The 26,954-nt window shown below is 54.1% G+C and carries 28 protein-coding genes; 27 read left to right on the top strand and 1 reads right to left on the bottom strand.

The window, feature by feature from the left end; all coding sequences use genetic code 11:
• Positions 1-88: 88 nt before the first annotated feature.
• The 10 genes from ACOYW1_RS14095 to ACOYW1_RS14050 all read left to right on the top strand — a co-directional run bounded on the left by ACOYW1_RS14095 (position 89) and on the right by ACOYW1_RS14050 (position 9,598).
• A complete protein-coding gene (locus ACOYW1_RS14095; protein WP_482423295.1) occupies positions 89-1,297 on the top strand; it encodes a hypothetical protein in 1,209 nt (402 codons plus the stop codon).
• 37 nt (positions 1,298-1,334) lie between these two features.
• The gene (locus tag ACOYW1_RS14090) at positions 1,335-1,850 is read left to right on the top strand and encodes a hypothetical protein (RefSeq protein ID WP_482423294.1); all 516 of its coding nucleotides are present in this window, start codon (positions 1,335-1,337) and stop codon (positions 1,848-1,850) included.
• 265 nt (positions 1,851-2,115) lie between these two features.
• Positions 2,116-2,655 (top strand): hypothetical protein, encoded by a 540-nt coding sequence (locus ACOYW1_RS14085; protein WP_482423293.1) that lies wholly within the window; start codon positions 2,116-2,118, stop codon positions 2,653-2,655.
• A 46-nt stretch (positions 2,656-2,701) separates the two neighbouring features.
• Positions 2,702-2,899: an RING finger domain-containing protein gene (locus ACOYW1_RS14080; protein ID WP_180141788.1), complete on the top strand. Its 198-nt coding sequence runs from the start codon at positions 2,702-2,704 to the stop codon at positions 2,897-2,899.
• A 317-nt stretch (positions 2,900-3,216) separates the two neighbouring features.
• Positions 3,217-5,349, top strand: a complete 2,133-nt coding sequence (locus tag ACOYW1_RS14075) for a DUF6765 family protein (RefSeq protein WP_482423292.1) — start codon at positions 3,217-3,219, stop codon at positions 5,347-5,349.
• Between the two features lie 154 nt (positions 5,350-5,503).
• The gene (locus ACOYW1_RS14070) at positions 5,504-5,716 is read left to right on the top strand and encodes a hypothetical protein (protein ID WP_482423291.1); all 213 of its coding nucleotides are present in this window, start codon (positions 5,504-5,506) and stop codon (positions 5,714-5,716) included.
• A 505-nt stretch (positions 5,717-6,221) separates the two neighbouring features.
• Positions 6,222-6,533, top strand: coding sequence for a hypothetical protein (locus ACOYW1_RS14065; protein ID WP_482423290.1), 312 nt, complete (start codon positions 6,222-6,224; stop codon positions 6,531-6,533).
• A 1,329-nt stretch (positions 6,534-7,862) separates the two neighbouring features.
• A complete protein-coding gene (locus ACOYW1_RS14060; protein WP_482423289.1) occupies positions 7,863-8,138 on the top strand; it encodes a hypothetical protein in 276 nt (91 codons plus the stop codon).
• 1,110 nt (positions 8,139-9,248) lie between these two features.
• Positions 9,249-9,458 (top strand): hypothetical protein, encoded by a 210-nt coding sequence (locus ACOYW1_RS14055; RefSeq protein WP_482423288.1) that lies wholly within the window; start codon positions 9,249-9,251, stop codon positions 9,456-9,458.
• Between the two features lie 5 nt (positions 9,459-9,463).
• Positions 9,464-9,598, top strand: coding sequence for a hypothetical protein (locus tag ACOYW1_RS14050; RefSeq protein ID WP_482423287.1), 135 nt, complete (start codon positions 9,464-9,466; stop codon positions 9,596-9,598).
• A 48-nt stretch (positions 9,599-9,646) separates the two neighbouring features.
• Here ACOYW1_RS14050 and ACOYW1_RS14045 read toward each other — a convergent pair whose 3' ends face one another.
• Complete coding sequence (locus tag ACOYW1_RS14045; RefSeq protein WP_482423286.1) at positions 9,647-9,817, bottom strand: hypothetical protein; 171 nt, start codon at positions 9,815-9,817, stop codon at positions 9,647-9,649.
• Positions 9,818-10,067: 250 nt separating this feature from the next.
• Here ACOYW1_RS14045 and ACOYW1_RS14040 point away from each other — a divergent pair, with 250 nt between their 5' ends.
• From ACOYW1_RS14040 to ACOYW1_RS13960, 17 genes are all read left to right on the top strand, one after another.
• Entirely contained in the window at positions 10,068-10,547 is a 480-nt protein-coding gene (locus tag ACOYW1_RS14040; protein WP_482423285.1) for a hypothetical protein, read from the top strand.
• Positions 10,548-11,441: 894 nt separating this feature from the next.
• Positions 11,442-11,768: a hypothetical protein gene (locus ACOYW1_RS14035; protein ID WP_482423284.1), complete on the top strand. Its 327-nt coding sequence runs from the start codon at positions 11,442-11,444 to the stop codon at positions 11,766-11,768.
• A gap of 30 nt (positions 11,769-11,798) precedes the next feature.
• Positions 11,799-12,077 carry a hypothetical protein gene (locus ACOYW1_RS14030; RefSeq protein WP_482423901.1) on the top strand — a complete coding sequence of 93 codons (279 nt, stop codon included), beginning with the start codon at positions 11,799-11,801 and terminating at the stop codon, positions 12,075-12,077.
• Positions 12,022-12,177 (top strand): C2 family cysteine protease, encoded by a 156-nt coding sequence (locus ACOYW1_RS14025; protein ID WP_482423283.1) that lies wholly within the window; start codon positions 12,022-12,024, stop codon positions 12,175-12,177. Before ACOYW1_RS14030 ends, ACOYW1_RS14025 begins: the two co-directional genes overlap by 56 nt.
• Entirely contained in the window at positions 12,177-12,446 is a 270-nt protein-coding gene (locus ACOYW1_RS14020) for a hypothetical protein (protein ID WP_482423282.1), read from the top strand. The genes ACOYW1_RS14025 and ACOYW1_RS14020 overlap by 1 nt, the downstream gene beginning before the upstream one ends.
• Positions 12,447-13,379: 933 nt before the next feature.
• Positions 13,380-14,303, top strand: a complete 924-nt coding sequence (locus ACOYW1_RS14015) for a transposase (protein ID WP_482423281.1) — start codon at positions 13,380-13,382, stop codon at positions 14,301-14,303.
• A 1,438-nt stretch (positions 14,304-15,741) separates the two neighbouring features.
• Complete coding sequence (locus ACOYW1_RS14010) at positions 15,742-16,836, top strand: hypothetical protein (protein WP_482423280.1); 1,095 nt, start codon at positions 15,742-15,744, stop codon at positions 16,834-16,836.
• 123 nt (positions 16,837-16,959) lie between these two features.
• Complete coding sequence (locus ACOYW1_RS14005; RefSeq protein WP_482423279.1) at positions 16,960-19,869, top strand: ABC transporter substrate-binding protein; 2,910 nt, start codon at positions 16,960-16,962, stop codon at positions 19,867-19,869.
• A gap of 42 nt (positions 19,870-19,911) precedes the next feature.
• Positions 19,912-21,825: an SLC13 family permease gene (locus tag ACOYW1_RS14000; protein WP_482423278.1), complete on the top strand. Its 1,914-nt coding sequence runs from the start codon at positions 19,912-19,914 to the stop codon at positions 21,823-21,825.
• Positions 21,822-22,670, top strand: coding sequence for a hypothetical protein (locus tag ACOYW1_RS13995; RefSeq protein WP_482423277.1), 849 nt, complete (start codon positions 21,822-21,824; stop codon positions 22,668-22,670). The genes ACOYW1_RS14000 and ACOYW1_RS13995 overlap by 4 nt, the downstream gene beginning before the upstream one ends.
• The gene (locus ACOYW1_RS13990) at positions 22,637-22,882 is read left to right on the top strand and encodes an ABC transporter substrate binding protein (RefSeq protein WP_482423276.1); all 246 of its coding nucleotides are present in this window, start codon (positions 22,637-22,639) and stop codon (positions 22,880-22,882) included. Before ACOYW1_RS13995 ends, ACOYW1_RS13990 begins: the two co-directional genes overlap by 34 nt.
• Positions 22,875-23,546, top strand: coding sequence for an NAD(P)-dependent oxidoreductase (locus ACOYW1_RS13985; RefSeq protein WP_482423275.1), 672 nt, complete (start codon positions 22,875-22,877; stop codon positions 23,544-23,546). Before ACOYW1_RS13990 ends, ACOYW1_RS13985 begins: the two co-directional genes overlap by 8 nt.
• Complete coding sequence (locus ACOYW1_RS13980; protein ID WP_482423274.1) at positions 23,539-23,820, top strand: NAD(P)-dependent oxidoreductase; 282 nt, start codon at positions 23,539-23,541, stop codon at positions 23,818-23,820. Before ACOYW1_RS13985 ends, ACOYW1_RS13980 begins: the two co-directional genes overlap by 8 nt.
• A 12-nt stretch (positions 23,821-23,832) precedes the next feature.
• The gene (locus ACOYW1_RS13975) at positions 23,833-24,480 is read left to right on the top strand and encodes an HAD family hydrolase (protein ID WP_482423273.1); all 648 of its coding nucleotides are present in this window, start codon (positions 23,833-23,835) and stop codon (positions 24,478-24,480) included.
• A 29-nt stretch (positions 24,481-24,509) separates the two neighbouring features.
• A complete protein-coding gene (locus tag ACOYW1_RS13970; RefSeq protein ID WP_482423272.1) occupies positions 24,510-25,007 on the top strand; it encodes an NAD-dependent epimerase/dehydratase family protein in 498 nt (165 codons plus the stop codon).
• Positions 25,004-25,387 carry an NAD-dependent epimerase/dehydratase family protein gene (locus ACOYW1_RS13965; protein WP_482423271.1) on the top strand — a complete coding sequence of 128 codons (384 nt, stop codon included), beginning with the start codon at positions 25,004-25,006 and terminating at the stop codon, positions 25,385-25,387. The genes ACOYW1_RS13970 and ACOYW1_RS13965 overlap by 4 nt, the downstream gene beginning before the upstream one ends.
• The gene (locus ACOYW1_RS13960) at positions 25,387-26,919 is read left to right on the top strand and encodes a hypothetical protein (RefSeq protein WP_482423270.1); all 1,533 of its coding nucleotides are present in this window, start codon (positions 25,387-25,389) and stop codon (positions 26,917-26,919) included. The genes ACOYW1_RS13965 and ACOYW1_RS13960 overlap by 1 nt, the downstream gene beginning before the upstream one ends.
• The last annotated feature ends 35 nt before the right edge of the window (positions 26,920-26,954 follow it).

Here is a 26,954-nt window from a genome sequence, read left to right as displayed (position 1 = left end):
CCATGGGGCGCGGCGTTTTGAGCGCAGGGCTCATTGGATGGGGAGGGCAGACATCCTCGGAATCGGTGTGCTGACGAAGGAGGCCATCATGAAGGTCCGGAGGGCGTATTTCAAAGCTTGTGACGACATTCCGGATATCCGGAACCTGCAAGGCGACTTCAAACCCATCGATGAATATGGGTTCGAAACCTATCTGGACCTGTGGTCCGAGCGATTTTTCGGCAAGGATCGGTTTGATTTTGCCGTGTGGGGGGCTTACGAAGAAAATAGGTGGAACTACACCGCCTATCACAGAGACGGGTTCAGGCTCAGGGCTTCCCAGACCAAGGGGGATATTGAGTTTACCCACCGGGTCACCGGCGGCTCCCACGGCAACGTGCCGTTCCAGGCATACCGGGATACCTTTCTGGGGGGGGCCATGTTCAAGGAAAACCGGCCCATCCTGACGGATATCGCCAATCCGCTTTTTTCCGTTGTGGATCACAACAGCGCCCATCATATGGCCTACATCCTTGCCAACAAGGGCTTTCGAGGCCACGAGGACAAGGCGTGGCGCCGGGTGGTCATTAACTTCGACAATCACAAGGACTATGAAGCCTTCAACCCGGATGCAGACTCCATCTGCTGCCAGAACTGGGGCCAGGCCTTGCGACCGCGCCCGGACGACAAGACCCTTCATCGGGATCATCCCGTGTCCCGGTACGTGGTCCTGGGCCTGGGCAGCACCATCGCCAACGTGGTCTCCTGGGGGCTCGGCGGCATTCGGTATCAGGAGAAGGTGGATCTTTCCCAGAAGATTTTGCTGGACAACGCCCTGCGCAAAAGCCTGGACTTAGGGGAGCCCCTGGAAAATTACCTGTTCCATGTCACCGTGGACCGCGATTTCATGAAAGGCAGTTACACCCCCTATGGCGACGGCCCCCATTATCCGCATGAAGGCCGCAACATGGTGCTTCAATGCCTTCATTTTCTCAAGCAGCGCGGGGCCACACTCGGCGGGTTCGACGTCACCGGACTTCCCTGTGGCTCCAGCGTCTGGTTCAACACCATCGTTCCTGTTATCTACGCGCGGTGGGTCGCCGACAACCCCATGTCTGAATCGTTTATGAGGGAACACCGCATTCCCGTGGAATATGTTGCCAAGGTCCACCGGATTTGCGACCGGTTGAGTCTTCCCCGTCGCCCCCTGGACGAAGATCCCAAAGCCCGGGTGCTGATGAAAATTCAGACAGCCCTGGCCTTTGATCAGCTGTGCGACGACGTCCGATGCTTTTACGATGCGATTCTGGCCTATTGATGCCGTTTCTTTAATCAACCAAATTAAGGAGAACACCATGATTGTCGAGCAGAAGAGTGAAAACAGTGTGAATGCCTTCGGGGTGTCCTGGGGACACTACTCAGAAAACCAGATGCCGGTGACGGTATCCTTGGGCACGGACAGCCTGGGGAGCTGCTTTGCCTTTATCCGCGTGGACGAAGCACAAATGCTAAGAGTGATCTTCGCCCATGTCTCCAGCGACGGAGAGACAGATACCCTCTTGAACAGGAATTTTGCCGTCTCAGGCCTTCTGACCCCCGCTAACAAGGAGATCCAGTACCTCTACGTGAAGGGCAAGGAGCCCAATGACAACACGGAGCGGCGGATTAAAAGCCTTAAAGACAAGTACGGCGGTGCCGTCTACCAGAAAGTGGACTATGCCGGAGTGGCCCTGTCTCCCTTCAAAAAGGCGGACGGCAAGATTGTGATCACCCACTGCAAATCCATTACGGCAAGCAACAACAACACCTATGTCACCAACACGGAAACCGCCAAATTATGGGCGGGCACCCATGGGCTTGAGTCCATGTAAGTGGCTGGTGGTGAATGGCCAGGAGTGAATAGTGAGTAGAACCGTCTGAACCGCAGCGAATTTACGATACCCCGCAGGGCGCGCCGTGCGCACCGCCATAGCAACATCCCACACCACATCCCACTGAATCCTCTCCAGCCTGTAGGGTGCACTTCGTGCACCAGATTGCTCCCGCCTCAGAACCGTTGTCGCGATGTCGATCATGCAACGAATCACCATCCATGCCCCCTGACTTTTCCTAAACCCAAAAATGGAGGTAACAACCATGCCGATGTGTGGTGCAAGACCCGCTTACCCTTTCGACGACATTTTACCCGGTGCTGTCGGCCAGAACGCAAGGCACCATCTTATCCCTTGGGGCCAGGTGTGTGCGGTGGGGCGGGATTACATCATCAATGAGCAGGCCAGAATCCAGGCTGTTTTTGACCACTATGATGCCGCCAGCCTACAGGCGGCAAACCTGGGGGGATGGGGAGGGACCGGGCAGGCAAAGGTTCTTGCCGGTGGCGACGGGCTGATCAACCAGATCCTTGTACGAAATGGCGAAGCCTTGGAAGAGTTTGCCGGTTTGTTGTCATGGCTGCCCGGAAACCTTGTGGTTGGTCCCACCGCCAGGCCCCTGCACCCGGATCCCGGTGAGGCATTTGATGATTTTGCCTGTGAAAGGAGAAGCGCTACCGATGGTGAGTATGCCGACCTGAGGGCGGAGTGGGAAAATGCGGACGATCAAAGAAAATTAGAATTGATCGAAGCCCTGGCGGGAAAAGCCATGCTCAATGACAGCGCCAATGCCGGACTGTGGTGATTCCAATCCATGTACTTTTTAGTAAACCCCACAAAAGGAGATTCCCATGACAACCTGCACGATATGCCTGAAAAAATTCCAGAAGGGCGACAACATCAGAACCCATGACTCCGACGCCACCGGGGAGACAGTGGCCCATCCGTTCCACGAAGAGTGCCTTCGGGAGTGGTATAAGACCCGGGACACATGCCCCATATGCCGGGATCGCATCGATTGGGATGACTGGATCATCGTGGAGATATGACGGGGATTCAACGAAAAAAGAACGTACCTGGCGGTCTGCGCTGGCTTATTCGGTGGGGAGAACGCAACCGCCAGTCTTGATGTGGGCCGGTGTGGAATGTTTCGTCTATTTATCTCTCTTCCTGTGACCAAAAATTGCTTTCATTGCCATGTAGGATGGGCAAAGCGGAGCGTGCCCATCTTTTATCTGAACCACCCCACCGGCAATTTTCATGCGCTACATATGGGCACTCGATTCGTGAAATATTCGAGCTGTCAGAAGTAAAATGCAAGGACGACAAATCGTTTTCGTGACGTCTACCAAGAAGGAGACGAGATATGAATATCGATTTTCATTACTACGCAACATACACCGCCGCACGCATTGCCGGTTACAGCTTTTCAGAAGCCCAGACCATCGCCCACGCCGCACAGTATGTGGACGAGTCCGACCGTTCGTTGTTGCAGAATGAGGCCGGACAACCCCATATCGGTGATTTTGAGATGGTTCCCACCGTGCAGACCAATGAGGAGATCGTCAAATACAATACCATTGCCTGGTCGGGTACTCACCTGGACGAAACCATGAGCGTCTGGATTCCCTTTCACTTTCTACCCGGCAACTACGGGCATGACCACACGGTTGGGTATACCGGGCCCATGGAGGATCACGGTTGGACCAACCACTGGGTGTTCAACCGGGAGTCGGAGCAGAAGTTTAAGCTGATATGCTTGCCCAACAGCCTTCTCCTTGGAGAGATGATCAACAATGTGGTGGAGGCACACGCCGACAATCTGCAGATGCTCGGCCTGCGTATGCATATTTTGTGCGACACCTGGGCCCATTGTTATTATGCGGGTATTCCTGCCTGGTTCATGAACAATGCAGGTGAAACGGTGATAAGCATCGCTCCCGACGGATCCGAGCAGGAGGTTGCCTGGAAACGTGTCTGGCCTCTGGGGGATCTGTTCAACCCGGAGATCGCCACCCCGGCTCTCCCGGCGTACAACTCCTACGCCTATCTCGGCCACGGGCGCATGGGGCACCTGCCGGACTATCCCTACATGGCGTACCGTTACCAGCCCCAATGGTCCGGGCAACCCATCATCAAGGACAATCGCGACTTTTTTATGCAGGCGTTCAAGCAGATGGTCCAAGCCATGACCAGCGTTCGCAACCGCACCCCCTTTACTGTGGAGACCTACGCCCCGTTGGACAATGCCACCGAACAGGTGATACGCGAGATTCTGGACACCCGTGAGCCCGATCAGTGTGAGGCCTGGAGAAAAAATATCGGTCGCATCCTTGTGGACGGGCAGGCGCTGGATGTACCTGAAACGTTCGAGCGCATGCAGTGGTTGAATGAATACCTCGCCAGCAGCGACAAAGCCGGTACGTCCTATTACCGGTTCAATCGGGCGGCTGTGGACCATCTGGGACTGGTCCATGGCCATCTGGAGAGCCAGGGGCTTTTCTTTCTGTCCGGCGACGAGGGGCCCAACACCGTCAGCATGCGGTTTCGCAACCGGGACGGCGCCTGCATCGGCAAGATGTCCGAAAGCGCCTATGGCATCGGCAGTTCCCAGTACTATCCACGCATGAGCAACATGGGCCTGACCCACAAGATGATCAAACCGGACGGTGGCCCGCTTCGCTCCGGGGCGGTGACGGAGATCAAAACCACCGAAGATGCTGTCGGTGAATACGCCTTCCTGGGAGCCTGGGAGACGCCGGCCCTCTACTATTACACCAAGGATTATTCGGTCAACAAACAGCGCTGGATCATCGAAAAGAGCGACCTCAGCGAGGACGACGTGATCCGACCGGGTGATCGGGTATACGTCAAGAATCAAAATTTTACCGACAAACCCTACCTGGCCGCCTATCAGCATGGCGACGGCTATCAGTACCTGACCACCATCGCCACCCAGGTGGAGTGGGACCTGGAAGAGGGCCCCATGCCCGGCGGGGTACCCGTCCAATACCGCACCAGCGATGTGACCCTGCAAGGTGGCAACGGCCAGTTCATCGGCGCCATGCAAGAGGAATCACTCTTTCCATCCACCCAGTATTTCCCCAAAATGCGCACAGCCGCCATCACCGTCTCGCTTATCCATGCCGACAACGAAGACTCACGGTATGTAGCCCGGCATGGTGAATCCATCAAGATCAAAACCAACGAATCAGCAACCGGTAATTACTGTTTTCTCGGCGCCTGGGCCACCCCGTCCCTTTACTACTACACCAAAGACTACGACACCTCCAAACAGGGCTGGACCCTGGAGAAGATCAATCTGGAAGATGGTGAAGAGATCCGGGCCGGTGACCGGGTGCGGATCAAAAATCATCACTACACCGACAAAGCTTACCTCGCCTGGCACCGGACCGCAGGTGACAACTACCTGACGACCATCGCTGACGGCAATAGTGACGAGGCGATATGGGTTGTGGGTGTCGAGGATGCCGTTTGAGAGCAAAATTTTATGGGATTGGGTAGGGCTATTTATTTTATATGTGGAGGCTTTCCCCTTTTTCCAATGGAACCTGGCAACGGTCGAATGTTAGCTAAGGAACAGGTCATCCTATAACACAATACAACACAAAAAAAGATGAGGAGGAGTAAACATGGCAGTGACGTATGAAGACTTTAGTGTGTCAGAGCGGGTGAAACTTGTGAACGCCGTCACCAAGGCATTGGAATTGTCGGATAAAGCATGGAAAGACAACATCAAAGATAAAAAATGGGACCAGGCTTTAACTCCAGCCTATGCCAAGTGGTTCGGGGCAGTAGCAGAAAGATGCGTTTACCAAGGTATGGACGGTCGTAAATATTGTTAATTACGCGCTTCATTCCCAAAAGATAACTTGGAAGAGGGTGTCCGGAGACCCCAATAATTATGGCGCAGCACTCAGGCCTCCCGGAGGCTGGAGTATTCAGAGTGTCAAACAGATCATTGACTCAGGGTATACTGTTAAAATTGGCGATGCTTTTTTTAACGGCAATACGGATGAACAGTACAATACAATTATTCATGAAGTATCCCATATTGTGGCAGATACGGAGGATAGAAAAATCCCGATACCAATGTCGTGGCCTACGGCACGGTGAAGTGCACCACCCCTAAGACAGATCACCCGAATAAAGCCGTTACGAATGCCGACAACTACGGGTATTTTCACCTTGAATTTAAGTAGTAGAGAGTTGTTTTGAGATTCAAAGGAGGGGTTACTCCAACCCCTTCGACCAAAATATGGATGAGAAAACCGCAAAATCAGGCAACGCTTACCTCCATTGATTTGGGAACAGGGTGTGCTGTCAATTTAATTAATCATGGAGGCTAAAATGGCTAAACTTTTTTTGTATGACGATGCTTCAACAACAAGAGATACGTTAAGAGTCATGGAAAGGAAAGGGTATACATGCACAGCATTAACTGAAGATCCAGATGTTTTTTGGAATTCGATGACGGATTTAGAAGAAAATAGCAGCTTCGTATTGCTGAGTCATGGAGATAAAGATGGCCCTTTGGCTGTGGCAGGTACTGTAGGAGACGACATTGACCTTGATCGGTTTGCTGATATTATTTCGGATAATAATTTAACATTATATCTGCTCTCCTGCCATCTGGACTCGATCCCTGTGGGACGACCTTAAATGGTAAAAATCTCAGTTTTGTTGCGCCTAAAGGAACTGCTGTATTCCAAACAGTTGGTGATGAAGTAATAACCGTATTGTCCAAAGATGATCAAACATACCCCGGATGGACTGGTCCGCTTAGTCCGAATAGGGCAAGCAAAGCGCTTTCTCTTCCATAATGCATTGTGAGAAGTGAGATGGGGTCGCGTGTTGACATTGGACAAGTTACCTATGATAGTCTTCCACTGGCATTTCAGAATCTTCATGAACGGCAATTATGACGGCATTTCTCTTAATGACAAATCAAATCCGTATCACCCAATCCAATCAATTAACACACAGACTGTTATTCTCTAATCCCGCCGATGCAGCAATATCCTGTTGGGTGCGCTCTGCGCACCAACAGCCGAGCATGAACCGAATGGACCACATTTTGAGATGGCGATTGCGGGGTAATGGTTGAGAGAGGCCGTTGGTCTGCGTGATGACTGATGGTACCGGGGACCGTACCCTATGATTTCGCTTGGGGATTTTGACTTTGAAGACTTTTGTCTACATTTTGTTAAACATCAAGACGCGACCTATCTTCACAGGTTTTTTTGGTTTTGGTCCTGTGGATTAGGTCTCTTGATTACTCTGTTTACTTACGTACGGCTCAAGGGAGATGTGAGTTATACTCTAAAGGGACGACAGCATGGGGGCACGAATGTCTCCTGCTCAAATGGTCGGGACAAGGAGGGCAAGTGGGGGGATGAGAGTGACGTCCGCGGCCTCTTCTTCAAATGGGGAGTTCAAGGTTCAGAAGAACCCGTCAATCCACTTTACCTATTCAATACAAAGTTTCCTTTAACGGTAATATGTATGAGTCAGAAGATGAGTTTCGTCTGTTTCGGGATTTGAAATGGGACGAGAATGAAGACAACGGTCACTCAGGTCAGACAGCCAGAGGGGTCCAGATTGCTGAGTTAAAGGCACTTCTTAAAGAGTTGACAGCAAGTACTGAAACGTACAGACTTTGGAAATGATCACGTGGCGCAGAACGATCCCATTACCCAATGAAGGGGACCTTCTGGTCTGAGCGGTTCTCGGGAGCAGGATCTGGCATTACTGGGAGAGTTGAGCAAATAGGCTGGGATGTTAAGGGGCTCATTGGGGGCAGGAATTTCAGAGCATGAAAGCAGGGGACTATATTTTTACGACCGGCAACACCAACCATACGAATAACAGGGCGCCTGATCTGGGGGGCGGAAAAAAATCAATTTCAATCAAGGCGTCGATGGGGAACACACGAAGTATATCGTAAATCCGACGCCCTTTTCCGCTCACTCCCATGCCGAGATTATCCTGTTGGCACGGTTTATTCGTCAGGTTCTTTCAAAAGGATTTACCCAGCGCCACCTCTCCTTAGCCGGACGTCGTCTTCCCTGCGGTCATTGTCAGCAGGTCATCAATCGGTTCCTTGTTGCTAATCAGGGTGAGATGACTCTGGATTATGTAAAGGCACAGCAGTTGGGGACTCTGGATATCGATAATAACCAGGTCAAAGATCCACAGAATTATTCCAATGCATTGCAACATATTGAAGGTGACGTTACCACTGCGGCTATCTCAAGCGGCTTATGAAGATAAGGATTTCTGGTACATTTGCATGAAGGCGTGGTTGAGCCGTATGATCGAATCCGTGATTCCCTATGCTACCCGGCAGGTGGGGTGACTGGGCATTCAAAGGGGAAAGCGTAGCCTCTCCGCTTCTGAGAAGGTGAGCGTAAGGGTTGGCGTTCTTACATTAGACAAATCGCCTAAGTGAATTTTACTGCCTTAAGGGGATTCTTCCATAAACGGTGAAAATGAAGGCATTTTTGTTGACGATAAACCAAACTTATATCACCTATCCCTATCGATAACATGCCCATAGTTTGTCTTATACAGATCGAATCAGTAGCCTTTTGTAGGGTGCGCTCTGCGCACTACTGACCCTCCATGAGTCGTTTTTACCACATGTTGATATGGCGGTTGTGCAGAAATGGTCGAGGTAAAGAGCTGGGCGGTTTGCGTTGGCTTTAGAGGCGCGCGTCATGATGATTTTGCTTGAGATGTGATTCATGTTGAAGACTCTTCGTCTTGTTTTTGTTAGATGCCAAGGCACGACCTCTATTTATTGGGGCAGCTTTACCAAGGGGGGGGATGCGTATGAAAAGAGCGGTATACAAAAGTCCGGGGAGCAGTGTGCAGCCGGTGGCCCAGCGAAAGCTGATCACCTTCAAAACACCCAAGGCGCCCCTTTCGACGGACACGGAACATTATAAATGACGCCAAGGCCCTCAACACGGCAACGAGACCGCCTATCAGAACACTTGAAGCGGCTCAGTGATTCGGTAAAACCCGTAGGGGCGGTGGCCCTTAACCAGGCGAACTTTCCCGGGTGCAGCAATGGCAACTTCGCCAACTTGGATAACGGACGGCTGGGGCGATAGAGCTGAAGCGACGGCCACCGGCTATGTCATCGAAGATCAAGTCACCGCTGCAAAGCCCGCTGCGGCAACCTCCCAGGTTGTTTCCGGGAGCGCGCGGCCCGATTTTGTCATCACCCACGGAGCCATAAGGGTATCGTCGACATCACATCCTCTAAGCAGACCGGCCATGTCCTAAACAAGACGTTCCCCAAGTCCTCTTTCTGTTATATCTCCGAGGCACTCTTATCCCTCCTTCGATTTTACAAAGCTCGGCGGTGTGATGCCTGCTATGGCAGGGGCCGCGGCGACCCTTGCCAAAAATGCGCAGAAGGTCAATGCCAACAATGATGTCCGCAGCAAGCTGAGCCAGATCAAACGCTCCCTCGATAATTACAAGACGGGCATTATGCAGGACGACGATGACTTCGCGGCCAAGGCAAAGCTCGTCGTCAAGGGGATCAACGAACTTCCAACCGGGCGTGGTCGGTAAGCGAGGTGGGCAGGGTCAACAGGCGCATCGCCAAGGTGAACGCATTGCTGGGAGACGATTTCAAGGTCAAGGATCTCAGCTTCATAATCAAGAGTGCACGCGCAAACTATCTGCTGACGGGCAACCCCTTGTGGGCCTGACGGCGGAAGCCAGGAGGCGATGATGTACAGGGTACAAGAGAAGGACGATCAGGAGAGTAAGCCTGCTTCAGCGCAGCGAAAAGAGGGCTTGGCCATAGCGGACCGGCGGCGTCCGCCCCGAAGTGCGGAGATGTTGGCGATGGCAGGGGAGCCGGTGGCCCAGCGGCGGGTGGTTTTGACGGCCGACAACCCCCGGAAGACCGACACGGTGGAGTACAACTCAATTGCCTTTGGTCGCCAAGTTGCGGAGATTTCAGGAATTCAAAAACGCCGACTTCAGCAACCTTGGAGGTGGTGAAACTATTGCCTTTGTGGGGCACGGCAAGCCGGGGCACTCCGACTGCACGGACGGCAGATCGCCGACAAGCTGACGATCGCTCCACAGAGGATGTGGACAGGAGGCCATAACATAGTTTTCACTTCCTGCTACGCGGGGAGCAAGGAGAGCCCCGGTGGGAATTACGCTGCCGTGGACAAATCGGTGATGACCGAGGTCGCCCAGTCCATCAAGAAGGCGTGGCCCGGTGCGGCCTTTACCGTCCGGGGCGCCCAGGGGCCGAGCGTGAAGAAAACCGAGGGGGCTGGGGAGGCGTGGGCTGTGATCAACGACACCCATATCGGGTTGGCGGGTAAACTCCAAACGATGCTTGAGGGGTTTTACGGCATCAACGTGACGGCGCTGGTGGCAAAGCAGCCCGGGGAGTCAGAGTTTGATACAGCCGACCGGGTAGCCGCCGACGCAGATAACGCTGATTTCTTTAACGACTTCATTGCCCTGATCAACCGCAACTGGGCCAAGGTGAGCGCAGGATTTAAGGCTGGCTACGCAGCATTTGCGATGGTACCGGATGTGAGGGCGTATGTGGATGCGGTCGCCGGAGGAGGGGGGAGGATATCACCAACCCCATGGCGGAGATCGCCATGGAAGCGGGGCACCGTGTCGGTGTGATGAACGCGGCGGGGGCCTTGCGGCGGGATAACGCCAGGCACTCCAAGATCCGGGACCTGGCCCGGACGCAACGCTCACCGTTCTCGATGAAAACAGGGCAGGCAACCGATTTAAGCGCAAGCTCCTCACAAAATCCCACCACTGGGTTCGCACCGATGACGGGCAGGAGGGGTGGGTCCGGGCAGGGCGCTGTGGATGTAACGCGGTAGGAGATAGTCGCCTTCAGGTGATCTGTTATCGGCAAGTGGTGTAGAGGAAACAACAGGCTATGGATACATCTCAGTATATGAAAAATTGTCTAACTAAACTTTCTGCGGACGTTTATATAGTCCTAATCAATACTAATAAAAAAGACTTTTCTCTTAACGATAAATTGAACCCGTATCAATCAACCCAATCACCTAACATACGAACTGTTTTCCTCTAATCCCACCGATGCAGCCAGATCCTTCAGGACGAGTTCTGCGCACTATTGCTTGTGAATCAAATGATGTGGAGACATATTGAGATGACGACTGCAGGGAAATGTTTGAAGTCAGGCGGCCTGCGTGGGTTTGGCGGCCGGATTGTCAATACGGGACAGACATTCATTGTTCTTGGAATGAAAAATATTGATGAGAAACCGGAAAATTAGTCAACGTTGCCCCCATCGCTTTGGTTTTGTCAAATGTCAAGACGCGATCCCTTCTCAACCCCTTCGCACTCTCATAAAATCCATTGGGGGAGCTGTTGTTGTTATAGGCAATGAAGGGGAACCCTATAGCAATCTTCGAAAAAAAAATAAAAGGTTTGAAATATGTATGTACAAGAAAATAAAACGAAAGAGAATAAAAGTAGGGCGGTCGCTAATTCTGTTGGTCAGAATAAAAGATATCACATGCCAGTGATTGAGTGGTGGGTAGTAGAAGTGCATCAGTAATAAAACAAAAACAGGGTGAGCAAATAAGACTACAAGAATTAGCTAAAAACAGCCCACAAAACCAGCAACCAACTCAATTCCAAAAATCTGTACATCAACATACAGGCAATCAGAAAACCTTTTCCCTCTTGGAAACTGGACCTGGAATTGCCGATAAAAAAGAGCAGTTCGCTAATAAGGTAAGTCTTGTAACCACTGCCCCCATTCAAATGATGCCTTTAGAGGAGTTTCATGAGAAAGTAAAAGAGCGGTACGGAGAGCATTATGGGGATTTCCTGATCCACTTCAGAAAGTCATCATGACGTCATGGTGGATTTACAGCAGAGGGGGAGATGTACAAAGGAGACTGGAAGCTGTACGTTCAAGACGAAGCTTTCGGCGACAAATACCTGTCATATGCTTTCGAGTCTTTCGAAGGGCATAGAGCGGCAATGAACGAAGAGAAGTATAAGGGACGTTACGATGGGGAGATCCAAGGTGATGAGGAGCCCATTAAAGATAAGATTAAAATTTCGACAAATACTATAAAACCAGAAGAGATAGAATTCCAAAGGTTTGAAGTCAAAGCCTTTATTTCCAAGGGCGTTGGGGCGATTGGATCTTCCCATTGAACAACAAGCCAATATACTGGAAATAAACCAGGGCTACCTGGGAGATTGCTGGCTGGTCGCCACCATAGGGGCTATTGCTATCAAATCCCCTAGGACCTAATGAAAACCATAACCGAAATAAAGGCAGGAAACCCATCCACCAGCAGGACTTTCTCTGTCAGGGTATACACAAAGTCCAATAAAGCACCAAGGCAAGTATTGGTGAATAGCGCTTTGCCTAGGAGGAAAGGTAAGTTAATCTATGGCAACAAGGGGAAGCAAGTAGGTGATGACTTTTCTTTATACCTACCCCTAATCGAAAAAGCCCTTGCCAGTACAGCAGCTGGTTATGGCGGATCGGGCACCGGCTGGCTCCAAAAGATGCCATGACAAAACTCACGGGCAAAACGCCTGTAGAGATCTCCATCATGAATCTAAAGGACGATGAAAAACGTAAAATGGTGCTCGATCAAAGGGCTGCTCCTATGACAATAAGTGGCCTTCGTATCACTAAGGAAACTGAAAAGCAGAGCAACATGATATGATTGTGCTCGCCACCGACGGATTCAACTTCACCATATTTGACCAAAGCTCATCTGCGAAGAATAAAGTAGTAAAAACCAATCTTGGTGAAATGACGAAGATAGAAGAATCCATCTATGGTGACGTCACAAAAGAGGCAGAAGTAGATCATGATCGATACCAATACAAATTCGGAAAGGTCTCGTTCGTTCCCAGTGAAACACGTCCGCACTACTATGCCAGGAGACAGACATTATCCAGGACTTTTTACGCGAACAGGAACTATATGTAATCAACAGGTTAACTGCTTATCCGGCAGCTGAAGAGTTGCTAAAACGTTTATACGCGCTTGAAAGTAAGATCGAATCATTCTCTGAAACCATGAATCTACGTTTTGGCGTACTTGAAGAAAAACTGAAGAAGCTTGAACAGCTGATCCACAAAAAGTAGTAACCTCTGCTTAGAAGCGTTCATTAGCTCGCTCTTCGTAGCGTGATCTTGACCATAGCATTACCGTTGAGCCTGTAGAATAAGTAAAATTTTAAGATATCAAGCTATATTTACAGCTTAATATTCACTATGCTCTCTTCAAATAAATCAGCGAGGTGAGTATGGCTCGATACAAAAGTTATTCTTAAGCCCAGTCGATGTTTATTCCAGTCCGGTTCGACGAGCAAATCATTCCCGGCACGTTCGTTCATGCCTATAACCCTGCCGTCCTTTTAACAGTCATTTTGGGGCCGCCTGACATTCCTGGGCATTATCTCCAGCCGCAAGATTGCATCTTGTTGTGAGTGTCATGTGACTTTTATCGCCCTGGCCGGTGATACCCGGCCCCATTTCACAACCATTGCAAAATTCATTTCTTCATATGGGCAAGAGATTTCGGTTCTTTTGACCCGAGTGATTGCCATCTGTTCCATGGAAGGGCTAATCGGGAAAAAGATGTTTGCCATTGACGGCTGTAAGCTCAGCTCGAATGCTTCAAAAGAGTGGAGCGGAACCCGTGAGGATTTCGACCGCAAAAAGGCAAAGATCGAAAAATCTATTCAGTTGATTCTCAAAAAGCACCAGGCGCAGGATAAAGGTGGTGACGAAGGGTCTGATATGACTGCAAAAGAGAAAAAAGCTGTCAAAAGCCTTAAAAAGAAAGCGGACAAGATTCAGGCTTGGTTGGACGAGGGAAAGGAAAAAATCGGAGTCCAAGGCAAGCCCATTCAAAGCAACCTGACTGATAACGAAAGCGCAAAGATGTCCACGTCGCATGGTGTGATTCAGGGCTATACTGGCATTGCTGTTACGGATGACCTACATCAGGTTATTACCCATGCCGAAGCCCATGGTTCATCAACTGAGCATCTTTATTTAAAGGATATGATTGACGGTGCGCGTAAGACGATGAACCAGGCTGAAGGGGATAACGATTCTCTCAAGGATACCATTGTAACGGCGGATACCGGTTTTCATTCATCCGATGGGCTCAAGTGGATCGAAGATGAAAAAACCGAAGCGTATATCCCGGACAACCAGTTTCGAAAGCGAGATCCCAATTTTACCACAGCAGACAGGCATACAAGACCACGGATAAACGGAAAACCGTCAAAAAGGCAAAATATTTTAAAGCCAGCGAGTTTGTGTACGACCCGGAAAAGAAGAAGCTTATCTGTCCGGCCGGAAATGAATTCTACGTCGAAAACAGCGACTTCAAAGACCAGAAAGGTCTGAAAAAGGAATCACATACGCGGCAAAAAAGACGGATTGCAGAGCCTGTGAACTTCGGTCCAAGTGCATTCGCGGGAAAAAAGTCGAGCATAGGCATGTGACCGTTTACAAATACCATGCGCCAGACGGATACGCCTGTCAGTCGCATGATTAAACACTTTGATACACCAAAGGGCAAGTTCTGGTACGGCGTATGGGCACCATAGAACCAGTCTTCGCCAACATTAGCGGAGTACACTGGGGTTGAATCGGTTTACCCTGAGAGGGCGGGCCAAGGTCGATACGCAATGGAAACTCTTTGCCATCGTTCACGACATGGGAAGTTGGCTCGATATGCTTGGTGTTGAGCAAGAGCATGCTGTTTAGAAGCTATCTGTGGGTACTTGATGGCAGCAAAATATGGTCCTACCCCGCCAAGCGGCGTCACATAATGTTCTGATATGGCGTGAGTATTTTCGTTCGCTAAATTGTGTTGTCGGCTGAAAACTTTACTTTAAAATCAGCCTGGAGAGACATTCCTGAAAATGGGGTTATTTTACAGGCTCGTTGGACGAAGACTTTGGCAACGCCTTGAAGCATCACTTGAACTTACAGTGATTCGACGAAGCCCATAACAAAATCTAAAAGCCATTAAAAACGTCTTTTAGCCCAATTGCTCAAGAAAGCCGCTACGCGGCAAATCATTCCTCATCCTTCATAGCAAGCTCATAGAACCCGAAACGCAACCATTTTATTTTAAAAAAGATACATCGTAGCCTGCCGAAGAACACATTGATAATGGGTCGCATCTTGACATGTGACACCCATCCTTCAAACCGCCCTCACACCAAAAAACCATTTTTACATCCTCACTCACTACCATCCACCCACTTTATTCCTTCATAAGGTCATGCCTCCAAAACCATCAAACCACATCAGAAATATCCAGGTCGTCCTCCTGACTCTTTCCCTTCTCTTTTCGGGCGTAATGATTGGCACTAACGGGCCGACAAGGCGGCGTGTGTTCGGGAGACGCTTGATATGGCCAGGGCGAAGGGCTGGGAAGGTCCATCGGGCGTAGGGCTTTTGACGGTGCGGATGCCGCACCCTACAGCTCGTATAGCTGTATATAGCATTCCATACTGCAATACTCTATTTTGACGATATTTTTATACTTTGGGGGCAAGAGCATGTATGCATACGCAGATGACGCCAGGGAACCAGTCAAAATGGCATGTGCCGATTCTACTTCAGGGCAAAGGAAGCTGGAAGACGAGTCTTTGCCGGCTCGTAATGGCATTGTGTCGCAAAGACAACGAGGTGGGCTGGGCGGAAGGGCGCTACGTCCTCGCGGGTCGTTCAGAGGGTGATAATCGGCTACTCGATAACAAGGCTCGGGCACAAACAGCTTCGAAAAGAATTACGGGACGTACACCACCTCACTGATCGGGAAATTGACTATGTGATGATGCTTCATGAACAAAAAAGACGGTATAAGATTGAAACAGCGGTTGAAAAAGCCAGGAAAAAGAAGTTTCCAGAAGATGCTTCAGTGGATGGGGATGATGCTGACAGCATGAGTTACCTTGCATTGTTGAACCTCTTGGCAGGGGATAAAGATCCAAAAGACATGACGTTGGAAGAGATCCACACCGAACTGGTCGATGATGAAGAGTATATTCCCGGGGATCCGTTCAAGAGTTTCTTTACCGAAAAGACAACCGGAAGTTCAAAGGCCATCGGGTTTCGTAAACGAAGGTTTGATAAAGCAAAGGGGCCGAGGGACAAAATGCTGACGCCCAAAGAACATTTCAATTTTCAGACATATACTTTCGGCCTTATCCAAACAACAAAGATTAATCATCTGTATCGCTCCTTGGATCAAAAGGCTTTGAAAAAACTGAAAGCAAAGTATGGCGAAGAGAACTTTCTTGACATCAGCACCTACACACCTCAGTTCTCACGAGGGTTTATCGCGGGGGGGATACATTCAAACAAGACATTTCAGATACATGAACAGTTGAAAAAGAACAGTGCCTTTCTTGGCCGGGCCAAAGAGACGAAAAAGAACCCGGATTCAACGGCTGTTCTCGGGCGAGAGATGCTCAGCTTGTTTGAAGCCGGGTATAAGCCGAAAAACAAAGGCGGTGAGTTTTTCATGGAACCGCCGAGAACCGAAAAAACCGGTGAACCGATCATACCAAATTACAAGGACATGTTGCGGGATCGTGAGACGCTTCCGTCAAAAGTCGATCCGATGACCAAAGCGAAAAGACAGAAAATTGAAGATGACTACACGAAGAGTTTGAGCCTCAGTATGCCCGAGGATAAGTTGCCTGTATTCACCAATCGTGATGTTGAGCCGGACGAAGAGCTTAAAGGGAAGCACGCCTGGGATATGGTGGGTTCCATGGCAAAAATTTGGGACATGGACACACCCAACCCCTCCATCGATTACAAAGGTAAGACCCTCTTTGCGACAGCCCCTGAAAAGAAAAAGAAAGACACGACATCCCTTTCCAGCATTTTTGCCAGCCTCCCAAAAAGCAAGAAGTGATGTCACCGGGCTGACCTCAACTCTGTGATGCATACCTAACTATATATTTGATCAAAAATGGCATTCACAAACAACTGAATGTGATTCAAGTCGATTGTTGAGTCGCATTTGGTCGCTTTCCAAGTGCAAAATGTAATTCACCGTTTTCTCCTCGATTTTCTCATCCACCAGACTAACCCCCACCCCATGAGGCCCCCCATCAAAACATTCCGCTGCATGATCCTTTCGACCCTGTTCGTGGCCGCTTTTGCCCCCTGTCTTCTGTTTGCAGGCGGCAGGGGCGATCTTCACATTGCCGTGGTCTGTCCTTTGTCCGGCAGGAATGCGTCCAATGGCAAGGCGGTGATCCAGGGGGTGCGTCTCTATGTGGATGCGGTGAACAGGGGAGGCGGGGTGGATGGGCAGAAGATCGTTCTGGATGTCTACGACGACGAGGATGACGCGGACACGGCGGCAAAAATGGCCCGTGACATTGCCGGGGCAGATCGGGCGTTGGCTGTTATCGGGCATGAGAGCAGCACCTGCTCCATCATGGGCGGGGAAGTCTACTTGCAGCATCGGATTCCGGCCATATCGCCCACCTCCACGGATGTGCGGGTGACCCGGAGGAACCCCTGGTATTTCCGCATGACCTTTAACAACGAGTTTCAGGGGCGGTTTCTGGCCAATTACATGCGCAAGGTGTTTCGCCAGGGGCACGTGAGCGTCATCCACGAGGACCTGGCCTACGGGGCCAATCTTGCCGAGGTGTTTGTGGGGGCGGCCAGCAACCTGGGCATGACGGTGCCCTATGTGTGGCGATATGACGTCAAGGACAAGGGCCTGGACCAGCGCCTGGAAGAGATTGTCGATGAGCTTGACCGGGCCGGGGAAAAGGCCGGGGCGGTGTTCATCGCCCTGCACCCTCCGGAGGGGTTCAAGCTGATTACCCTGCTCAGGGACCGGGGCATCGAAAACCGCATTGTGTTTGCGGCCGGGCTCTCGTCTCCGAAGTTTCTTCAATTGTTCAGCCGGTATCCAAAGGAGATGGAGCACCCCGGCTACTACACCGACGGCATGTACGCGGCAAGCGGGGTGATCTTTGACACGGCGGATGAAAAAGACCAGGCCTTTATGGAGGCCTACCGCAGGGCCTACGGAGAGGAGCCCAACCGACGGGCGGCGTTTTCCTATGACGCGGCAAAGGTGGTTCACAGGGCCCTTTTAGAGGCGGGAATCTCCGGGGACCTGGAAGAACTGGCCGTGGACCGGCATCGCATCCGGCAGTGGCTGGCATCCCGGGACTCTTCCTTCAAGGCGATCTCCGGGGTGACGGGGCGGACCTATTTCAACGCAGACGGCGATCCGTCCAAGCCCATCACCATGGGCATGTTCAAGAACAGGCGGTTGGTCTCTGCTCCGGTCCAGCTCCAGGAGGTGCCGTCCCTGAGCGAAATCCCCAATGTGCGGGAGGCCCTTGCCCAGGAACGGGTGATCCGCGTGGGGGGGCGGTACTTCTACAAAACCAACGTGGTGTACACCGGGGTGCAGATCAACAAGATCAGTGAGATCGACATCCGGTCCCAGACCTACCTGGCGGATGTGTACATCTGGTTTCGCTACCACGGAAACATTGAGCCCCAGGAGATTGAGTTCCTCTATGCTGCCGATGCTGTGAGCATGGGACCCCTTGTGTCGGAAAAGCGCACGGAGCGGATGACCTATCGCAAGTACAAGGCCACGGGCCGTTTTATGATGGACTCCTATTCGGATCGGCGCATGTACGGAGAGCATGTGCTCAATATCGGCTTCCGGCACCGAACCATGCCCCGGTGCAACCTCGTCTATGTCACGGACCTTCTCGGCATGGAGCCGCCGGAGACCCTTCGGACGAAGATGGAGACGTCCCGGGTTCTGGGACCTTCCGAGGACTGGGCCGTGAGCGGGATCTACTTTTCCCAGGGGGTGTCGAAAAAAGAATCCCTGGGCCATCCCGACCACCTGGAGAGCCAGTCCGGGGTGGTGGACTATTCCAAGTTCAAGATCGGGGTACGCATCAAGAAAAGGGAGCTGCGCCTGCGCCGGAACCTTCCGCCGGCGGCCGTGAACTATCTGTTCGGCGGCTCTGTAATCGTGTTGCTGTGCGGGTTTTTGCCCGGGATCAAGCGGGAGTCTTTTCTTCTGATAAAGGCCGCCACCGTGGCAATTCTGCTGGTCTCCACCGAGGTGATGCTCCTGCAGTGGTTCCTGGAGCGCCACCAGACCCACCACCTCCAGCCCGTGATCCGCATGTTCGACATCTTGTGGTGGGGTGTTCCGGCATTTTTCCTGATCCGGTGCATCGAGCGCTACATCTGGACACCCCTGGAGCAGAAGACCAACCGCAGCATTCCCAACCTCGTCAGGAGATTTGTGAAGATTTTCATCTGGATGCTGGTGTGCTTCGGGATCCTCGCCTTTGTCTTTGACCGGAAGATCACCAGCCTCCTGGCCACCTCGGGGGTTATCACCATGATCATCGGCCTGGCCATCCAGGTGAACATCGCCAACATTTTTTCCGGCATCGCCATCAACCTGGAGAGGCCCTTTCAGATCGGGGACTGGATCAAGATCAACGACCTTGGCGAGGGCAAGGTCTCGGACATCACGTGGCGGACCACCCGGATCTGGACGTCGGACAACAATATGGTGAACATCCCCAACAGCATGGCCTCCGAGGCTGTCATCGTCAATTACAACCGACCGGACGAGGCCTTCAAGATCGACATCGACGTCCATCTGGACGTGGTGCATCCCCCGGAGCAGGTGGAAGACATTTTGCGGGAGGCCATGCTCTCGGTCACCGGGGTGCGGCGGGCCGAGGTGCTGTTCCGGTTCCATGAGTGGGGCTGCATCTACACCGGGTCGGTGTTTGTCCGGGACTACGGTCAGATCCAGGGGTTTCAGCACGCCGTGACCAAGAAAATCTGGATGGCCCTTACCCGGGCGGGCATTGAGCCCGTGGGGTTGCGTTATGCCCCCTGGGTGGGCCAGGAGCCTTCTTCGGAATCATGATCTTACTATTCCATGAAACAGACGAGAAAAAGGGAGAACGCCATGGGGGAACAGTCCCGTTCCGATGACCTGGGAGCCTTTCCGTCCCTTTCCAAGACCCTTCTGGGGGATGCCATCCTGGGGCGCGCCCCGGCAGGCGATCTGGCCCACATGCTGATGCACGTGGTGGAGCGTCACATCGACAAAGGGGAGGTGCTTTTCAGGGAGGGAGATGCCGCGGACACGGTGTCTGTCTGCGTTCGGCACGGCGCCTTTACCCTCTCCGGGGAAGGGGACGGCAGGGTCTGCCTGTGGCGCCGGGCACCATCGGCCCCTGGTGGATACCTCGGCCAGGAGGCGGTGCTGGGGGCCCGGACATACAGCGTTACGGCCGTTGCCGTGGAGCCTGCATCCGTCATCGAGGTGCCCACCCTGGATATCCGGCAACTGGCCGATGCCCACCCGGAGATCAAGAACCTGTTTTTTGATTCGTATGTGAAGCTGGCATCCTGCGAGGCATGCGAGGCTTATGCATCCACGGGCGAAGACCGGGAGACCGAAGAGACAGCGGCTTTTCCGGTGAGGGAGACGGTGGGGTGGGGCGTCACCCTGCTGGTGGCCCTGGGGTGCTGGCTGGCAGCCTCCGTTCTCGGACTGGAAAAGAACACGGGGTTTTATCTGGCCATCATCGCCTCGGCCGTCGTCCTGTGGGTGTTCCAGCTCGTGCCCGCCTTTGCGCCGCCGCTTTTTGTGGTGATCATGGTGATCCTCCTGGATATCGTGCCGCCGGAGGTGGCGGTTTCCGGGTTTGCATCGGGGAGTTTTTTCATGCTCCTCAGCGTCTTTGGGGTGGGGGCGGTGATGGTGGCCTCGGGCCTGACCTTTCGCCTCTCCCTCATGGTCCTCAGCCTGGTGCCTGCTTCCTCGTTCTGGTACAGCATCTGCCTCTTTTTGAGCGGGTTGTTCCTGACACCCGTGGTGCCGTCCCAGGGCGCGCGCATGGCCATTGTCTCCCCGTTTCTGGTGGACCTCATGGGAGCGTCAAATCCCTCGGAAAAAGACGTTCTCGGGGCGCATTTCGTCAACAGCACCCTGGGGGGCATCGGGCTGATGGCCTCGGTGTTCCTCACGGGCAAGCCGGCCAACCTCATTGTCCTTGGTCTCTTCGATTACCAGACCCAGTTTGCTTTTCAATGGATGAACTGGCTGGTTGCCGCTTCGTTCTCCGGGGGGCTCATGCTGATCCTGTTTTTCGGTGCGTCCTGGGTGGTGTTCAGAGAGTCCCGGGGGTTCAGGATTCCCAGGTTCATTGTTGCCGAGCAGCTCAAGGTGCTGGGCCCCCTGTCCCCCTTGGAGCGCACCGCCGTTATGTCCATGGCCGTGCTTATCCTGGGGATCCTGCTTTCGTCGGTGCACAAGGTGGAGATTCCCTGGGTGGCCCTTTCCATCTTCACCGTGCTGATCCTCTTCGGCGGGGTGGGGAAACGGGAGATCCGGTCCCACATCGACTGGTCCACCCTGCTTTTTGTGGGGGCCATCATCGCCTGGCTGCCCGTGATGTCCCTCACCGGCCTGGACACCCTGGTGGCCGACTACCTTGGCTGGCTCGGGGAGTATATGCGTAGCAGCCTGCCCATGTTCATCGGGCTCCTGTGCCTGCTCATCGTGCTGGTGCGTCTCTTTCTGCCCGAGCCCATCACCGTGATTCTGTTCGTGACGGCCCTGTTCCCCCTGGCCGATGTGGCCGGGGTCTCCCCCTGGGTGGTGGGGTTCATTATCCTGACCATGGCCGAGGCCTACCTTTTCTCTTACCAGTGCGGCTACTTTATCCAGCTTAAGGACATCTTAGGTCTTAAAGGGCTGGAGGGGCACTACGACGAGGGGCGGATCATCCGCTTTAACATCCTCATGATCCTGGGGCGCGTGCTGGCCATCTACGCGTCCCTTCCTTTCTGGAGGTATCTGGACATCATATGAAACCCAAGACAAAGGTATCGGTATGGGTCAGGGCAGGGGTCGTCATGTTGGCTGCGGCCCTTATTGTCTCCCAGAAAGCCCAGAAACCAAGGATCCTGATTCTCCACAGCTACCACACAGACTACCCGTGGGTGGTTCAGATCAACGAGGGGATCCGGCGCGTGTTCGACGGCCACCACGACATTGCCCTTCGTTATCACTACATGGATTTAAAGAACCATATGGATGAGGATTTCAAGCGTACCGCCGCTTCCACGGCCCATCGCACCATCCGCAAATGGAAACCGGATGTCATTGTTATTTCCGATGACCTCGGGCAGCAGCTGGTGGGGCAGCGCTACGTCAACGACAGCACCATTCAGATTGTCTTTTGCGGGGTCAACGGGGAGACCCGAGTCTACGGGTACGAGGGCGCGGGCAACGTCACCGGCATTCTGGAACGCAAACCCCTTTCGGCCATTCGGGAGACCCTGATGATGGTGGCCCGGGCCAAGGGGTTCCGGCCGGAAAAGTCCGGGGGCGATCACCCCCGGGTGGTGTTTGTCTGCGATGCCTCGGACTCGGTGACCGCCGAACTGGCCGAACTTAACGCCTTTGACTGGTCGCCCCTTGCGTGGTGCCCCCCGATGAGGGTGAGCCGGTTCGGGGAGTGGAAACGGGCGGTGAGGGAGGCCAACGGCTATGCGGACATGATCCTGGTGAGCGATTACCGGGAATTTCGTCTGCCGTCGGGAGAAAAAGAGCCTGTCCCCCCTTCGGAGATCATGGGGTCAGCATCCACGAGAAGAATTCGGGGATTCCTATCCTGGGGATGTCCCTGGTCAATGTGGCCGACGGGGGGATGATTTCGGTTTTTACCTCGGGTTACGAGCAGGGGGAGGTGGCAGGCGGCATGGCCCTTGCCATCGCAAGGGGGGAAAGGGCCGGTGACATGGAGGTGCAGCGGACCCGGCAGTTTCTTATCTCCGTGAAAAAATCGGCCATGGAACAGCGCGATCTTCCCATCCCCACCATTTACGAGTCCTTTGCCCGGGCCACGGACAACTACTATGACTGAAAACGGCGGCAAGCCCGTTATCCTCATCACCACCTCCACCTTCGGGATCCACGATCCCGCTCCCCTGAAGCGGTTGAAACGTGCCGGCTTCAAGGCGGTGCTCAATCCCTTTGGCAGGCGTCTCACCGAAGGGGAGGTCGCCGGTCTTATCCGGGAGAGCGCCCCCGTGGCCCTCATCGCCGGTGTAGAGCCCCTGACGGCGAAGGTGCTCACGAACGCTCCGGGTCTCAAGGTCATCGCCCGCTGCGGCGTGGGCCTGGACTCCGTGGATCTGGAGGCGGCTGCCCGGCTTGGGATTGTCGTGTTTACCACACCGGATGGCCCGGCGGACTCGGTGGCCGAGCTCACCCTGGGGGCGATGCTATGCCTTTTGCGGGGCCTTCATCGCTCGGATGCAGGCATTCGCTCCGGCACGTGGGCTCGCCCCATGGGAGGACTCCTGGCCGGGAAAACCGTGGGGATCATCGGTTTCGGCCGGGTGGGGTACCGGGTTGCAGGTTTTTTGAGTCCCTTTGGGTGCCGGGTGCCGGTGTGTGATGCCCGCCCACTGACGTCCCTTCCTTCCGGGTGCCGTCAGGTGGGCTTGGCGGAGCTGCTTAAGGCTTCGGATATCGTAACACTCCATCTTCCCTTTCAGCCCGGAGAGCCGTTACCTGATGAATGAAGAGCGGCTGCAGGCCATGAAAAAAGGGGCCTTTCTTATTAATACCTCCCGGGGTGGGCTGGTGGATGAGGAGGCCCTTTTCCGTGCCCTGGATTCCGGGCATCTTGCCGGAGCGGCCCTGGATACCTTTGAGGAAGAGCCCTATGCCGGACCCCTCGTGGGGATGGAGACGGTGCTTCTTACCGCCCATATCGGTTCCTACGCCCGGGAGGGCCGGGTGAGGATGGAGGCTCGGGCCGTGGACGGGGTCCTCGAATGTCTGGGGGGCTCTTAAAAGGAGAGTGTCATGGCATGGCAGGGTGTTTTCTTCGATTTTGACGGGGTCATTCTGGACTCGGTACCGGTGAAGACCGAGGCCTTTGCCCGGATGTTCCGGGACTTCGGCCCGGAGGTGCAAAGGGCCGTGGTGGCCCATCACCTGGCCAACGGCGGTGTCTCCCGGTTCGTGAAGTTCAGGCACTATTACGAGGAGCTGCTTCATCTGCCCGTGGACGACGACGTCCTTGACCGGCTGAGCAGGGAATTCTCCGGGATGGTGAGTCGTGGTCTGCTCACCGCCCCCCTGATCCCGGGGACCCTGGACAGCCTGGCCCTTCTCCATGGCGCAGGGATTCCAGCCTTTGTTGTTTCCGGTGCCCCCCGTGATGAGGTGAGGGAGCTTCTGCGGGCCCGGGGCCTGGCCCCATGGTTCACGGAAGTCCACGGGTTTCCCGATTCGAAGCCAGACCTCCTCAACCGCCTCCAGGCCCGTCATGGCCTTGAACCCCATGCCTGCCTCATGGTGGGGGATGCCATGGCCGATTACCGCGCCGCAAAGGCAACCGGCACCCGTTTTCTGGGCATCGTGCCCCAGGGCCAGGCCTCTCCCTTTCCCCCGGGCACGCCGGTTTCGTCGGTTGTCTCCATCCCTGAGAGGCCATCAGGCCACCTTTGATAAAACGTGATGAAAAGGAGTCTGCCACCATGGAAAAAACGGTTGTGTTCGGCGGTTCAGGGTTCATCGGAAGCCATGTGGCCGATGAGCTGAGCGCAAAGGGGTACGGGGTTGTGGTTTTTGACCGGAAGGCGTCCCTCTTTTTGAAGGAGAACCAGGCCATGGTGACCGGGAACCTCCTGGACCGGGAGGCTGTGGCAAGAGCCGTCGAAGGAGCCACAGCCGTGTTTCATTTTGCGGGCCTTGCGGACATTGCGGAGTCGGCAAAGCGCCCCTGGGAGACCCTGGAGACCAATGTCATGGGCACCTGTGCCATCCTGGAGGCCTGTGCCGATGCCGGGGTGGCCCACATCGTGTTTGCCAGCACCATGTATGTCTACAACGAACTGGGGAGCTTTTACCGGGTCTCCAAGCAGGCGTGTGAAAAGCTCATCGAAGAGTACGCCAGGGCCTTTGGCCTGGGGTATACCATGCGCATCGGCACCCCTTACGGCCCCGGCGGCCGTTCAACTCCATCGGGGCCATGATGCGACAGGCATGCGGTGAAAAGAAGCTTACCTGCTACGGAGCCCCGGACGAGGTCCGGGAGTATATCCATGTGTTCGACCTGGCCGAGGCCTGTGTCGGGTGCCTGGAGAAGGGCGCCGAAAACCGGCATGTCATCATGACGGGTAGCGAGGCCGTGCGCCTAGATCACCTGACCCAGATGATCCGTGAGATTTTGGGCAAGGACGTGGCCGTTGAATACCGGCCGAGGAAAACCTCCGGGCACTACCGGTTGACCCCTTATGCTTACAAACCGGAGAGGGCGGTGAAGCTGAGCCCCGCACATCACCATGACCTGGGCCAGGGGCTGCTGGAGATGTGTTACGAACTCGGCTGCAACACATGGGAGGACAAGGGGTGATGCCTATGGACGGATGGTGCCGACGGCGCTGTGCTGTGGGGCCGTGGCTCAGGCGGGCCAGGATGGTCGGGGTGATGTGTGCCGTGCTGATGGTGCCCGCGTACCCCGTGGGCGTTGCGTTTGCTGGCAGCTCAGCCGGGATCACCCCCGTAGACGGGTGTGGGTGCCCTCCGGATACCCATGATTACAAGGGAACCTACGGATTGTTCGACATGCAGGGTGGCAAGGCCCTTGACGTGGACCTCCAGGGGTGGAGCCGTATCGGGCTTTCTGACGGCGCGGTTCCCAGTGTGTTCGGCTATCTGGGCAGGGACGGCAGCGACCTCCGGGAGATGACCCTCGCGGTGCGGGCCTACGGTACCGGGGTGGACCTCATCATTGACCTGGGGATCAGGCGCGAAGGGGATCCACAGGCCGATGGCGGCGAAGCCGTGGCCGAAAAAGCCGACCAAGGGAAAGAGGAGGCCGGTGAGAAGGGGAAAGCACCCCAGGAAAAAACGGGTGAGGGAGAAAACGGTGGCAAGGGTTCTCAAAACGTTCCGTCCTGGGTCAAGGAGGGGGAGGGGGCCTGGGTGGAGGAGGCCAACGCTTTTTCCATCATCAACCTCGCCGAGGAGATAGACGCCTATGTCCAGGGGGCGGAGGCAGACGGGGTGCTTCTGCGGTTTCCCATGGCCTACATCGGGGACTATTTCAATGTGACGGCAACCGACACCAAAGAAAAGGCCGAAGAGCGTCATATGCTTCCCCGGCAGCGGGTCATGAACCTCATCTACAAATTGAAGAAGATGGAGTCCTTCAAGGATGGCGGCGCGCGCATCAACCTGTGTTTGACCCACTGCGATGATGCCAGGGAGGACAGCGTCCTCTACAGCTATCTGGAAAAGCTGCTGGCTGAGGTGGACGTGATCCTGCTGGACGTGGTGGTGCTCATGAAGAACATGACCACGCCGAAGCTCAACGAGGCCCTCTGGCAATACTATTCGCCCCTGGTCTCGCTGAAGGACGGGGACAGGTCCAAGGTGTACCATGTGATGTCCTTCGACTGGTACAAGGCGCATCGGAAAAAAGAGGGGTACGAGCCCATGGAGCTGGCCCGGACCCTGGGGTTCGGCGGGCTGGCCATGGACCTCACCGACGAGACGGCCACCGTGTTCCTTGCCTACAACCGGGCACGGCTTGAAGACCAGGGGGACTTTTTTGCGGAGATCGTCTGGAAATCAGGCCTGGGCAATGCCCTTTGTTCCAAGCGCTACCTTATCAAGGGCGCCGCGTGGGCCCTGGGGCTGGGGATGGTCGTTGTGGCCCTTCTTTCCTGCTGGTCCTGGCCCGTGTGCAATTTTATCGAGCGGTTTTACGGTTGGGCCATCGGCACAGGTTTTCTCTTTGCCGGGCTGGTATGGCTCTACGAGGCCGTGAACCCCACGGAGAACAACTGGACCAATGAGACGGCGGCGGTCATCATAGCCACGGCCTGTGCGGTTTTTGTGCTGATCTGGTTGAGAAACCGGCAGCGAGCCCAGTTTCCCTGAGGCAGGTGTGATGACCCCGATCTTCAAAGTACGCA

Source organism: Desulfoluna sp. CYM3A (assembly GCF_056829965.1).
Note: the sequence above shows the minus strand (reverse complement) of the source record. Positions and strands in the feature narration are given on the sequence as shown.